The 14,014-nt window shown below is 34.0% G+C and carries 13 protein-coding genes; 4 read left to right on the forward strand and 9 right to left on the reverse strand.

Translation table 11 applies throughout. The features are described 5' to 3' along the window. Positions 1 to 56: 56 nt before the first annotated feature. From R1X58_RS15960 to R1X58_RS15975, 4 genes are read left to right on the forward strand one after another with little or no spacing between them, the layout of a single operon-like run. Positions 57 to 1,982, forward strand: a complete 1,926-nt coding sequence (locus R1X58_RS15960) for a BatA domain-containing protein (protein WP_240573370.1) — start codon at positions 57 to 59, stop codon at positions 1,980 to 1,982. Then, positions 1,979 to 3,232 carry a dihydroorotase gene (locus tag R1X58_RS15965; RefSeq protein WP_240573371.1) on the forward strand — a complete coding sequence of 418 codons (1,254 nt, stop codon included), beginning with the start codon at positions 1,979 to 1,981 and terminating at the stop codon, positions 3,230 to 3,232. Before R1X58_RS15960 ends, R1X58_RS15965 begins: the two co-directional genes overlap by 4 nt. A 7-nt stretch (positions 3,233 to 3,239) precedes the next feature. Further along, a complete protein-coding gene (locus R1X58_RS15970; RefSeq protein ID WP_240573372.1) occupies positions 3,240 to 3,569 on the forward strand; it encodes a hypothetical protein in 330 nt (109 codons plus the stop codon). 2 nt (positions 3,570 to 3,571) lie between these two features. Further along, positions 3,572 to 4,228, forward strand: coding sequence for an alpha/beta hydrolase (locus R1X58_RS15975; protein ID WP_240573373.1), 657 nt, complete (start codon positions 3,572 to 3,574; stop codon positions 4,226 to 4,228). Positions 4,229 to 4,283: 55 nt separating this feature from the next. On the opposite strand, the gene R1X58_RS15980 is transcribed toward R1X58_RS15975, so the two are convergent. From R1X58_RS15980 to coaBC, 9 genes are all read right to left on the reverse strand, one after another. Beyond that, complete coding sequence (locus tag R1X58_RS15980) at positions 4,284 to 4,988, reverse strand: response regulator transcription factor (protein WP_240573374.1); 705 nt, start codon at positions 4,986 to 4,988, stop codon at positions 4,284 to 4,286. Positions 4,989 to 4,990: 2 nt separating this feature from the next. Then, entirely contained in the window at positions 4,991 to 6,562 is a 1,572-nt protein-coding gene (locus R1X58_RS15985; protein ID WP_240573375.1) for a sensor histidine kinase, read from the reverse strand. A 68-nt stretch (positions 6,563 to 6,630) separates the two neighbouring features. Then, entirely contained in the window at positions 6,631 to 7,215 is a 585-nt protein-coding gene (gene coaE / locus R1X58_RS15990; protein WP_240573376.1) for a dephospho-CoA kinase, read from the reverse strand. Further along, on the reverse strand, positions 7,212 to 8,180 hold the full coding sequence (locus R1X58_RS15995) for a YbbR-like domain-containing protein (protein WP_240573377.1): 969 nt from the start codon (positions 8,178 to 8,180) through the stop codon (positions 7,212 to 7,214). Before R1X58_RS15995 ends, coaE begins: the two co-directional genes overlap by 4 nt. Further along, the gene (locus R1X58_RS16000) at positions 8,174 to 9,184 is read right to left on the reverse strand and encodes a glycosyltransferase (protein ID WP_240573378.1); all 1,011 of its coding nucleotides are present in this window, start codon (positions 9,182 to 9,184) and stop codon (positions 8,174 to 8,176) included. The genes R1X58_RS15995 and R1X58_RS16000 overlap by 7 nt, the downstream gene beginning before the upstream one ends. Before the next feature lie 168 nt (positions 9,185 to 9,352). Further along, on the reverse strand, positions 9,353 to 10,171 hold the full coding sequence (locus R1X58_RS16005) for an enoyl-ACP reductase FabI (RefSeq protein ID WP_188216426.1): 819 nt from the start codon (positions 10,169 to 10,171) through the stop codon (positions 9,353 to 9,355). A 54-nt stretch (positions 10,172 to 10,225) separates the two neighbouring features. Beyond that, positions 10,226 to 11,878 (reverse strand): DNA repair protein RecN, encoded by a 1,653-nt coding sequence (gene recN, locus R1X58_RS16010; protein ID WP_240573379.1) that lies wholly within the window; start codon positions 11,876 to 11,878, stop codon positions 10,226 to 10,228. Positions 11,879 to 11,920: 42 nt separating this feature from the next. Next, a complete protein-coding gene (gene porD, locus R1X58_RS16015) occupies positions 11,921 to 12,808 on the reverse strand; it encodes a type IX secretion system protein PorD (RefSeq protein ID WP_240573380.1) in 888 nt (295 codons plus the stop codon). Next, the gene (gene coaBC, locus R1X58_RS16020) at positions 12,801 to 14,012 is read right to left on the reverse strand and encodes a bifunctional phosphopantothenoylcysteine decarboxylase/phosphopantothenate--cysteine ligase CoaBC (protein WP_240573381.1); all 1,212 of its coding nucleotides are present in this window, start codon (positions 14,010 to 14,012) and stop codon (positions 12,801 to 12,803) included. Before coaBC ends, porD begins: the two co-directional genes overlap by 8 nt. Positions 14,013 to 14,014: the final 2 nt, after the last annotated feature.

The raw sequence follows: 14,014 nt of genomic DNA on the forward strand, positions 1-14,014 counted from the left end.
TTCAATTACAAAAAATTCATGTACTTTTATGTACTTTTCAACCTATATAGACAAGTATGCAGTTTAAACACCCCGAACTTCTTTACGCTTTATTTTTACTGCTCATTCCTATTATTATTCATTTATTTCAACTTCGTAAGTTTCAAAAAGTTGAATTTACCAATGTGGCATTTTTAAAACGCGTCACCATTGAAACCCGTAAAAGTTCACAGATAAAAAAGTGGTTGGTATTACTCACAAGGTTACTGCTTTTGGCTTGTATTGTTTTGGCATTTGCGCAACCATTTACTTCAAACTACGACAATTTTAAAACAAAAAAGGAAACTGTTATTTACTTAGATAACTCCTTTAGTATGCAGGCTAAGGGTAATAATGGCGAACTTTTAAAGCGTGCGGTTCAGGATATTATCAGTAATGTTCCTGAAGATGAAACGGTATCGGTTTTAACCAACGATAATACTTTTAGAAATACGACGATTAAAGCAATAAAAAACGATTTACTGCAATTAAATTTCACTGCAAACACCTTGACACCAGAAGCCGCTTTGCTAAAAAGCAAAACTTTATTTAGTAAACAAAAGGGCATTTTAAAAGATCTGGTGTTTATCTCAGATTTTCAAGAAACCAAAAACACTTTTACTCCGGAAACTGATAGTCTAACCAATATTCACCTCGTTAAACTAAATTCGGTAAACACCAATAATGTAGCTATTGATAGTGCTTATATTTCAGAAACCAGTGCCACGGCTATTACACTTAAAGTCTCATTGAAAAATAGTGGTGATGCTATAGAGAACTTACCTATTTCATTATTTAATGATGATAAATTAATAGCGAAAACTTCAGTCGCCATTGAAGATACAGCAGAAACGACCTTTTCAATTCCGGTGAATGAAATCATTAACGGAAAAATCACCATTGATGATTCCAGTCTGCAATTCGACAACGCGTTATATTTTAATATTAACGAAACGTCTAAAATTAAAGTATTAGCGATAAATGCTGGTGACGACGACTTTTTAAAACGTATCTACACCAAAGATGAATTCATATATACTTCGGTTTTAGAAAATCAGTTAAACTATAACGATATTGAGCAGCAACAATTAATTGTACTGAATGAATTAAAAGATATTCCTAATGCTTTAGTAGCAGCTCTAAAGTCATTTACCAGCCAAGGCGGTTCTTTGCTTATTATTCCATCCAAAGAAGCCAACCTTAATTCTTATAACACTTTATTAGCCAATTATGGTTCTAATTTTAATTCAGAAACTAAAACAGAAAAGCGCATAACCACCATTAACTACTCACATCCGCTGTACAATAATGGTGTTTTTGAGAAGCAAGTCGATAATTTTCAATATCCGAAAACAGAAAGCTATTATGATGTATCGTTAAATAATACTTCCGCTGCTTTACAATTTGAAGATGGCAAACCATTCCTATATCAAAACAAATCAGCTTATGTATTTACATCACCATTAAATAAAGACATTTCTAATTTTAAAAATTCACCGCTCATCGTTCCTAGCTTATACAACATCGGTAAATTCAGCTTACAACTACCCGAACTTTATTATACGATTGGAAGGAACAATACATTCGCTGTTGCAACGACACTTCAGCAGGATGCCATTTTATCGTTGGTGAAAGATAATATCAACATCATCCCGAAACAGCAATATTTTAACTCAAAGGTGGTTATCAGCACTTCCGAAACACCCGATATCGCGAATATTTATGGGGTTATGAATAAAAAAGAAACCATAAAAAACGTAAGTTACAATTACGACCGAAAAGAAAGTAATCTGACTTACATGACTTTAACACCATCTGCAAACATAACAGTGAGCGATTCGATTACCGAAATTTTCGATAGCATAAAAAGTGACACAAAAGTTAATGCCTTATGGAAATGGTTTGTTATTTTTGCATTAGCATTTTTGATTATCGAAATGGGCATCTTAAAATACTTTAAATGAACATACTTATAAAATCTGCCACCATTATAGATCCTCAAAGCGAGTTTCACAATACAACTCAGGATATATTAGTTGAAAATGGTGTCATTACCAAGATTGAAAGTAACCTTACAAATCCCGGAAATTACCAAGAAATAACATTAGACAACCTTCATATTTCACAAGGTTGGTTTGATAGTAGCGTTTGTTTTGGTGAACCTGGTTTTGAAGAACGCGACACTATTGAAAACGGACTAAAAACAGCAGCAGCTTCAGGATTTACGACAGTAGCTATGAACGCCAATACCAATCCGGTAATTGACTGTAATGCCGACGTTACTTTTGCAAAAGCAAAAGCAGCAAATCATGCTACAACTTTATTGCCTGTTGGTGCTTTAACTGTAGGAAGCAAAGGTGTTGATTTAGCCGAATTATACGATATGAATATGGCAGGTGCCGTAGCATTTTACGATTATAAAAAATCGATTTCTAATCCGAACCTTATGAAAATTGCCTTGCAATATGCATCGAATTTCAACGGATTAGTTTTCTCTTTTCCTCAGGAAGACCAAGTTGTTGGTCACGGGGTGATGCACGAGCATATTACAAGTACGCGATTAGGATTAAAAGGAATTCCTGCTTTAGCAGAAGAATTACAGATAGTACGCGATTTGTTTTTATTGGAATATACAGGTGGTAAATTACACATCCCTACCATTTCAACTAAAAAATCGGTAGAATTAATTCGCGAAGCAAAAGCAAAAGGTTTAGACATTACCTGTAGTGTTGCTATACATAACCTATACTTTACCGATGAAGCCTTAACCGACTTTAATACGCATTTTAAAGTATTACCACCTTTACGCACTCAAACCGATATTGATGCTCTAAAAGAAGGTTTACATGACGGCACCATCGATATGCTTACCAGCGACCACAATCCACTTGATGTAGAACACAAAAAAGTAGAATTCGACCATGCGGCTTACGGAACCATTGGTTTAGAATCTGCCTTTGGAGCTTTACAAACCATCTTTAATACGGAAGAAACCGTTAAGCTTTTAACCCAAGGTAAAGGGCGCTTTGGTATTGAAACCAGTTCAATTTCGGTTGGAAATGCTTTAAATGCAGCGTTATTCAATCCTAATATAGAATACGTATTTTCTAAAAACCATATCATTTCAAAATCGAACAACGCTATTTTTGAAAACGAAACTTTAAAAGGACAAGTTTACGGTATTATTGCCAATAATATTATCGCTTTAAAATAATAGAACTATGGATAGTACAACAATAAAAAACGGAAAAACCATGGCTATTATTAGTCATATTACATTCGTCGGGTTAATTATCGCCATCATTATGAATGCCGATAAAAAAAATGCTTTTACTGCATTTTATAACAGACAAATGATAGGACTAATCATCATGTTATTCATTGCACAAATCACCGATAAATACTTGAATGGTACCATAGGTTATATTTTCTGGCTTATTTCGGCTGTATCATGGTTATATTCATTCATTCACATTATACAGGGTAAAGTAAAATTATTGCCTTATGTTGGTGAAAAATTTCAGGAATGGTTTGCTAACATAGGTAATTAATTATGACAAATACAGATCTTTCTTTATACCATATTACCAGACCGTCGAATTTAACTGAAAATGCACCTTTATTAATTATGATGCATGGTTATGGCAGTGATGAAAACGATTTATTTTCATTTGCTTCAGAATTACCAGATGAATTATTTATCATTTCGGTAAAAGCACCGTATGAATTACAACCTTACGGAAATGCGTGGTATGCGATAAATTTTGATGCTGAAAAAGGAAAATGGAACGATAATGTACAAGCGGCACAATCGAGAGATTTAATCGCCAAATTTATTGACGAAGCTGTTGAAGCCTATCCGGTTGACAAAAAAAATGTAACACTTTTAGGCTTTAGCCAGGGGAGCATTTTAAGTTATGCTGTGGCACTAACCTACCCTGAAAAGGTAAAAAACATTATTGCTTTAAGCGGTTATATTAATAAAGACATTTTACCGGAATCTATAAATGAAACAGATTATTCAAACTTGAATTTCTACTGTTCACATGGGAGTGTTGATCAGGTGATTCCTGTAGAGTGGGCCAGACAAACACCTCCTTTTTTAGAGGCTTTAAACATCAAGTTTAAATATTCGGAGTTTCCTGTGGGACATGGCGTGGCGCCGCAAAACTTTTTTGAATTTAGAGACTGGCTTAAAACCCACATATAATGCAAATAAAAAATCCAGCGTTAAGCTGGATTTTTTTATATCATATAATTAGAATCTATTCGTTTATTACTAAACGGAATCCTTCACCATGAATGTTCAGGATTTCTACTTTCTCGTCTTGTTTTAAGTACTTACGCAGCTTAGCGATATAAACGTCCATACTACGAGAGGTAAAGTAATTATCATCTCTCCAGATTTTGGTTAATGCCAATTCACGAGGCATTAAATCGTTTTCATGTAACGCTAACAAACGTAATAATTCGTTTTCCTTTGGCGATAATTTAACTGGTTCACCTCCGTTATAACGTAAGAAACGTAATTTAGAGTTTAAATCGAATTTTCCGATTTTAAATTCAAACTGCTTACTATCAGAAATAGTTTCTGTAGCCTTACGCTGCATGATTGCCTTAATCTTCATTAAAAGCACTTCGCTGTCAAAAGGTTTATTCAGATAATCATCTGCTCCTACTTTATATCCTTTTAAAACGTCTTCCTTCATGGTTTTAGCCGTTAAGAATACAATTGGAACATCGTCGTTTTTTTCTCGTATTTCTTTAGCTAATGTAAACCCATCTTTATAAGGCATCATTACATCTAAAATACATAAATCGAAATCGTCTTTTTTAAACTTTTCAAAGCCTTCCATACCATTTTTAGCATGAGTGACATCGTAGTCATTCATCATTAAATAATCTTTCAGAACAGTTCCGAAGTTAGGATCGTCTTCTACTAGTAATATTTTTTTCTTTTGCTCTTCCATATTTATGATATTAACGGAAGCTTAATGGTAAATGTGCTTCCCTTGTCTTTTTCACTTTCTACAGAAACATACCCCTGATGGTCTTCTACTATACGTTTAACATAAGCTAAACCAAGTCCGTGACCTTTAACATTGTGTATATTTCCTGTGTGTTCTCTATAAAATTTTTCGAACACGCGTTTTACAGCAGCTTTACTCATTCCGCTACCGTGATCTTTAATTTTCAATAAAATGTTGGTTCCAACATTTTCTGTGTACACCTCAATTTCTGGTGCTTCCGGAGAATACTTAACCGCATTATCCAGAATATTAACTATAACATTAGTAAAGTGCGAATCGTTTGCCAATACCGACGTTTGTTCTGCATTTAAAAAAGTTTTAATATACCCTTTTCTATCCTCGACAATTAACTCGACATGTGTAATAGCATCTTCAATTAAATCATGTAAATTTAACCTTTCTTTACTAATATTCAGCTCGTTTTTCTCTAGTTTAGATATTCTTAATACATTTTCTACCTGGGCATGCATACGTTTATTCTCTTCTTTAATCATGCCAAGATAGCGTAACACCTTTTCCTTATCTTCAATAATTTTAGGATTCCTAATTGCATCCAACGCCAAGTTTATAGTCGCAATTGGCGTTTTAAACTCATGCGTCATATTATTGATAAAATCGGATTTGATTTCTGATATTTTACGCTGTTTTATAAGCTGATATAAAGCACCTCCATAAGTTATCATGATGATTATGGTAAAAAGAAATGATAATAAAATCATCCTTAGAATTGAAGATAAGATAAATTTCTTATCATTCGTAAAATTCACCAGAAGTTTATAAGGTGTCCTGTTATTTTCATCTGGAAAAATTGCTACCGAATAATTTGAATCTTTATCATACTCGAAACCATCACTTTGCACTTTTGTCGCCAAATCATTTGCATAAATTGCAAATTCGAAATCAAGATTAATACTATCTTTTATAAGAGTCTTAGTTAATAAATCTTTGATTTCATTTTCTGAAACACGCTTATGAATAGGTGTTGTTTTTAAGTATGCTTTATAATTTTTTTCGAAAACCAAACGCTGCGCATCAGAAATAACACCGCTTCTAATTATACTAGATATAGGACTTTGCGCTAAATCCTTATCGGTTAAATCTTCATTTTTATAAACTTCAGTTGAAGAACTCCCTATGATACTTTTAATATCCAGACTATCTAAACCAATGTCAAAGAGCGTTGATGTTAATTTATAATTTTCTTCAAGAACACTACTCTTGTAAATAAGTGTTTCCTTGGTATTATTGTTTTGCTGATAAATTAACAACTGAGATACGGTAGCCGAGTCTGCCTTTTTTTCTGGGTCTAAAGTCTGATATTCATTATAGTAATTGGCAATTTCATTATCTCCAATAGTATTTGAGACATAATAAAGCGCCTTATTTACATTAAAACGAAAACGATCTTTTTCACTTTTTATAGATCCATTTATATAGTAGGCCTGAACGAAAATAATACCTACTAAAGACAAGGTCATTAAAAGGATTAACAGGACGAATGTTCTCTTACTCATTATTCAAATTTAACATTTTAACATTTAGCAGAATTGGTTTTAACCTTACATTAACAAAAATGTTAAAATTATAAAGTTTTGACAATTTGCTCATGTATTTTCATCACTTGTTCTTTAGTTTCTTCAAAATTTACATTATTTACAACAAAATCTGATAAAGCGATTTTCTCTTCATCACTCCACTGATTCTTTATAATAGCTTCAATTTTTTCCTTTGTTGTATGATCTCTTTTCAATAAACGTTCGATACGTAAATGCATTGGAGCCGTTACCGTAATCACTAAATCACATTGTTTATTTCCGCCGTTTTCAAAAAGAATAGCCACTTCTTTTATAACATAAGAGGTGTTTTGCTTCTCTTTCCATGATTCAAAATGTTTACCTACTTCTGGATGTACAATCGCATTCATTTTTTGCAGATAGGTTTTATCATTAAAAATGATATTGGCAATAAACGGTTTATTTAATTCACCATTTACATATACCTCTTCGCCAAATAACTGAACAAGTTTTTCCTTAATAACTTCAGAAGTAACCATCAATTTTTTAGCTTCGACATCGGCTATATACACCGGAACTCCCAACGCTTCAAATTCTTTAGCTACGGTTGTTTTTCCGCTACCAATACCTCCAGTAAGTCCGACTACCATCATTTTGTAATTATAAACTCTATACGTTTCTGATTGATTTTCACATTCTTTACCTTCTCAGGATATTGTGCCACTTCCGGCACCATAAAAAACTGATTGTTTATCGTTTTACTAAAGTCGCAAACCACTTTAAAATCTTTCGCAGTTATTGTATTAAAGTCACTTAAACTAACATAATACGCCACATTTACTTCTTTTGGAAAAAACTTCAACCTTACATTTTCAGGCGCATTAATAAGTTGCACCGGAATTTTCAAAATGCCTTCGGTAAATTTATCCACTTTAGCATTTAAAACGGTTTGGACTGCCGAAAACTTTACATCCTGATGTTTCTGATTATTCACTGGCAATTTTAACTTAACGGTCTTTAGTAAATCTGTTCGAACATCTTTTAAAGCTAAAGATTCTGTCTCGATATAATGAATTTTAGACACTTTAATTTCAGGCCCAATAACTGTTATAGAATCGGGCTTCAAATTAAAGTCTGAAGCTAAATCGTATCCCGGGCTATATTTTATATCGGATTGTAAAACGACAGGAACTTTTTTCACCATATTTTCATCAAACTGAAAATATAAAGTATCCGGAGTTATATTTAATACGCTTACCTGACTACTAAACTGCGTATTCTGCAAATATGCAGCGGTTTTATGCCATACAAAAACCGAATCCTTTTTATAGATATCTTTCTTAAAATCAACCTTTATTTCCGGTTTGGAAAAATAGTATTTAAGCCACTTAAAACCATGGGTTTTTAAAGTAACGTCTAAACGTATTGAATCGTTTAAAATAACGTCTTCGTCTGGTACATTTATCGCTTTAATATTAAACGCTAAAGTATTAGTATACTCTTTAGATAGCTTATTAAACAATAAAATAAGAAAGGCCGATAGCAAGAACAAAACAAATACATTTAGCCTTTTACTCTTTATTGAAGCTAATATTTTTGATTTTAGTTCTTTTAGCATGCCGGTTTAAAAAATAATTTTGGAAAATGCGATTCTGGATTTTTCTTTAATACATCTACTGCCCACGTCGATTTTAAAAAGCCATAGCCATAGCCAAAAAACTGAACAGAAATGGCAATTAAACTCAATACTGAAACGACTATACTTTTTGTCGATATTAAGGCTGTAATAAATGCCATACTAAAATACAACACATAAAGCTTAAAAAAGACATCTATATGAAATAAAAGTAGGATTAAACTTAAAAACAAACCTAAGGTAAACATAGTAGGAAACCAATACGTTAACTTTTTTGTTTGTGGATGCCAGACGTTCAGAATCGGTCGTACCATCCCGAATTTATTGACCTGAACATAAAACTTGTGCCAGGAAATTCTACGTTTATGATAAACGTACGCTTCAGGAATTAACTTGGTTTTATATCCCAAATTCCATAAACGGATGGATAAATCGGGGTCTTCACCCGGATGAATATAGCCAAACCCTTTTGAAGCCTCGAAAGCTACTTTGGAAATACCCATATTAAAGCTTCGTGGCTGAAACGTATCTACACTTTTCTTGTTTCCTCGAATACCTCCTGTGGTAATAAACGAAGTCATGGAAAAATTTATCGCCTTTTGCAAATTGGTAAACGATTCATGTGCTGCATCGGGACCACCAAAACAATCGACATAATTTTGACTTAAACTCTTTTCTACTTCTGTTAAATATTGAGGAGGTAAAATACAATCGGAATCGAGAATGATAAAATAATTGCCTTTGGCTTTTCGCATGCCATAATTACGAGAGTCTCCCGGACCTGAATTGTCTTTGAAATAATAAGAGATATCCAGTCTATCTTTAAAACTATTAACTACCCCTTCTGAAGAAATAGATGAACCGTCTTCTACAATTACAATTTCGAATGGGGTTTTGGTATGTAAAGCTTCAAAACTTTGTAAAAGTTCCTGCGTCTCATCCGGACGGTTATAAACAGGTATAATAAATGAAAACTGTAGTTGCATCAAAGTTGTGTTTTGCGTTAGGGATTAAAGCAAGCTACCGTGTAGCGCGGAAAGCCCGACCACACTTGAGTGTGGTAACGCCCAAATTATTTTTTAACACAAATGTAACGATTCCAAACAAAAAAGCCACCTCATATAAGGTGGCTCTTTCTATATAAAATGTAATTTTTATTCTTCTCCTACGAAGGTACTCATAACAGCATCGCTTACACCCATGTTACTAAAACCTCCATCGTTGTAAAGGTTTTGTAATGTTACACGTTTTGTAAGGTCACTAAATAAAGTAACACAGTAGTTAGCACAATCTAAAGCCGTTGCATTACCAAGTGGCGACATTTTATCGGCGTAAGCGATAAATCCGTCGAAACCTTTAACTCCGCTACCTGCTGTAGTTGGCGTTGGCGACTGAGAAATGGTGTTTACTCGTACTTTTTTATCGCGACCAAAGAAATATCCGAAGCTACGAGCAATACTTTCTAAGTACGCTTTGTTATCGGCCATATCGTTATAATCTGGGAATACACGCTGTGCAGCCATATAACTTAACGCCACAATACTACCCCACTCGTTCATTGCATCTGCTTTGTAAAGTGTTTGCATTACTTTGTGAAAAGACATTGCAGAAACATCAGTTCCTTTTTGTGTCCAATCGTAGTTTTGGTTTGTATAATGGTTACCTTTACGTACGTTAATTGACATTCCAATAGAGTGAAGAACGAAATCGATTTTTCCGCCTAAAATCTCCATAGATTGCTCTACCAACTTTTGTAAGTCTTCAACCGAAGTTGCATCGGCAGGAATTACTTGAGAACCAGTTTTTTCAGCTAACTCGTTAATTTGTCCCATACGCATAGCTACAGGGGCATTAGTTAAAACGAATTGTCCACCTTCTTCATGAACACGTTCTGCAGTTTTCCATGCAATCGAATTTGAGTCTAACGCTCCAAAAATGATTCCTTTTTTTCCTTTTAATAAATTATAAGACATTTTCTTGGTTATTATATTGTTTTCTTTTTTCTATTTGGTGGACAAAGATACTAATTAATTCAATAATTCTTTGGCATGTGCAATAGCAGATGAAGACATTTCCACACCGCCTAACATTTGGGCGATTTCGACAATACGCTCGTCGTGGTTAAGCTTTACTAAATTAGAATGTGTTACCTCGTCTTTATCTTCTTTATAAACTTTAAAATGCGAATGTCCTTTGGCGGCTACCTGCGGTAAATGAGTAATTGCAAATACTTGCATGGACTTACTCATTTCCAGCATAATATCTCCCATTTTATTTGAAATCTCACCTGAAACTCCTGTATCAATTTCATCGAACATGATGGTTGGTAACTGAATGTATTTTGCCAAAACAGATTTAATAGCCAGCATAATTCTGGATAACTCTCCTCCTGAAGCAGCCTTTTTCAATTCGTTGTAATTCCCGCCTTTATTTGCAGAAAATAAAAATGATAAATTGTCTTTTCCGTTAGACAAATACTCATTTTCAAGATTAACTTCTATACTAAACTGCGCGTTTGGCATTCCTAAACCCACCAAAATCGATTCTAACTGCTCCTTTAATTCTGGTATAACCTTAGAGCGTTTATCGTGTATCGTTTTAGCAATTGTATCTAAAGTCTTTGCCTGAGCCTCGATTTCACTCTCTTTGTTTTGAATGGATTCATCAAGATTTTCGGTAACAGAAACCTTTTCTTCTAACTGATTTTTAATTTCAATAAGTTCTGATACCGTTTCTACAACATGCTTTTGCATTAAATTATGAAGTAAACGTAATTTAGCGTCAACAACCTCCAATCGGTTTGGATCGGCCTCCAGATTATCCTGAAGTAAATCTACTTCTCTGTAAACATCGTCTAATTCGATTAAGCTACTGTTTACTCTATTGAATAAATCTTCGTACTTTGATGAATACGAGCTTAATTTTTGAAAGGTGTTTTTTAAAGCCGTTAGTGTGGTTATAGCCCCTACTTGCTCATCGGTAAGTAACTGATATGCCTCACCCAATTTATCCTTTATGCTTTCTACATTATTCAGACTTTCATACTCTTCTTCGAGTGCTTCCAACTCACCATCTACTAAATTAGCTTCAACCAATTCATTCAACAAAAAGCTATTGTAATCGTGTTCCTTTATAGCATCGGCCTGAAACTCTAAAAGCGATTTTAATTCCTTTTTTAAAGTTTTGTAGACTTTTAATTCTGAAGTATACTGTTGAAGATTTTCTTCATTATTTGCCAAAGCATCAATTACCTGAAACTGAAATTCATCGGTCGTTAACGCCATGGTTTGGTGTTGCGAATGAATATCGATTAATCGTTCGCCTAACAACTGTAAACTACTCAGATTTACCGGGGAATCATTTACGAACGCTCTGGATTTACCTGATGGTAAAATTTCGCGACGAATAATAGTCTGCTCGTCATAATCGAAATCTTCAGCTTCAAAAAGAGATTTTAAATTGTAATTTGAAATATTAAAAACGGCTTCAATAACACATTTTGTTGACGTGTCTTTCAAACTGCTTAAATCGGCACGCTTACCCAGAATTAAAGATAAACCTCCTAAAAGAATAGATTTTCCGGCACCGGTTTCACCTGTAATAATTGAAAAACCATCGTTAAAATTAACATTTAATTGATCGATTAATGCGTAATTTTTTATTGAAAGTGATGTTAGCATCCAAGTTGAAAATTAAAAGTTAAAAGCTTAAAGTTATACTCCTTAAAACTTAATATTTTGCCATTTGCTATTGTAAGTTGGCGCCACTTTTTGAAGGGTTTCTTTAACGCTGGCAATGTTCACATTCGGACCATCACTAAAGATTTGTTCTATTTCATCGGCTTTAGCATCAAAAAACGTACGTAACAGAAAAGAATTTGGTCGGCGTGAGTTCATCGCTTTAAACTTGATTAAAGATGTCGCTACTTCTTCTTTTCCTGATTTGGCGTTATCACTCATCACATCTAAACCTTGCATGTGGTAATCGTACATAACCTGACGATACTCTTTAAATGTAGGCGATAAAACATTGTCGATTAACGCAAAACGGCTTTGTAAACCATCTTCAACCTTCCAACCTTTATAATTTTCCTGCTGTGAATAGTTTGTAATAATCTGTGCCTGCTTAAAATAAGGATCTCCTCCATTCTCAGCAAACGAATCGGCATCTAAACCTAAAACCATATATACATGAAATGCTATAACAGACACCAAGTTAGACTGATATTGTGTAGGATTAAAAATTAAGTTTTGATACTCTAAATATCGAAAGTTAAAATCCTTATCATTAAAATTATAAATTGGGGTACTAAATGAAGAACCGTAAACTGGTCTTGACGACTGTACTTGTAATGACGCCTGAAACGCTTCACCACTATAATTAGTTACGTTTACAATAAAACTACAATCAATACGCTCCTGTAAAGCAAAGGTTTTATCTGTCCACTTGGTATTGTTTACAAACTCGGTTAATTGCTTTTCTAATGTTTTAAAAATGGGAAAGTTCTCGTTTCCTGTTTGTTGTGCATTAACCACAACATTGCAATTTAATTCCTGGGCAAAACCAAAAACACTTAAAAAGAATAATAAAACGACTAGAATGTTACGCATTAATTTGTTCTAAAATTTTATTTATCAAATCTTTAGCTACTTCAGCTTTAGATTTTAACTGATATTCGTTAATGTTATTTTCATCATCAATAAAGGTTACTTTATTAGTATCGCCTTTAAAACCGGCACCTTTATCGTTTAACGAATTTAAAACAATTAAATTTAAATTCTTTCTTTTTAGCTTGTCTTTTGCGTTTTCCAATTCGTTATTGGTTTCTAAAGCAAAGCCTACAAGAAACTGATTGGATTTAGCTTTTCCCAACGACGCTAAGATATCCTGAGTTTTTTCTAACTCTAATGTTAACGTAGCATCGCTCTTTTTTATTTTCTGAGCTGCCACATCTTTTGGTTTGTAATCAGCTACAGCTGCAGAACAAATAGCAATATCAACCGCATCGTAATATTCATGAACCGCATTGTACATATCCTGTGCACTAACTACAGGCACAACCTGAATTAAACCATGTGACACAGATTGATTGGTTGGTCCTGAAACCAAAACAACCTCAGCACCTAAATTCGCAGCTGCTTTAGCGATTTCAAAACCCATTTTTCCACTGGAATGATTTCCTATAAAGCGGACGGGATCTATGGCTTCGTAAGTGGGACCTGCGGTAATTAAAACTTTCTTTCCGCGAAGTGGTAATTGATTTAAAATATCGTTTTCAATGAAAGACACAATATCTTCCGGCTCTGCCATACGTCCTTCACCTACCAGTCCGCTGGCTAATTCGCCGCTGGTAGCAGGAATCATTATATTTCCGTAAGATTTTAAGACCTTGAAAGAACGCAAAGTGCTTTCATGTTTATACATATCTAAATCCATGGCAGGCGCAAAATACACCGGACATTTCGCTGATAAATACGTTGCTAATAAGAGATTATCACAAACACCATTGGCCATTTTAGACAAAGTATTTGCTGTAGCAGGTGCTACGATAAATAAATCGGCCCAAAGCCCTAAATCGACATGATTAGTCCAAACGGCATTGTCGTCATCGTCATGAGTGAACGAGGAATACACCGGATGTTTTGAAAGCGTAGATAAGGTTAAAGGAGTTACAAAATCTTTTGAAGCCGGTGTCATTACAACTTTTACGTTGGCACCCGATTTTATAAATAACCTTACTAATGAAGCTGTTTTGTAAGCGGCAATACCACCACTAATTCCTAATAGTATGTTCTTGCCGCTTAATATTGACATTT

It is taken from the genome of Aestuariibaculum lutulentum (assembly GCF_032926325.1).
GTDB classification, from domain to species: Bacteria; Bacteroidota; Bacteroidia; order Flavobacteriales; family Flavobacteriaceae; genus Aestuariibaculum; species Aestuariibaculum lutulentum.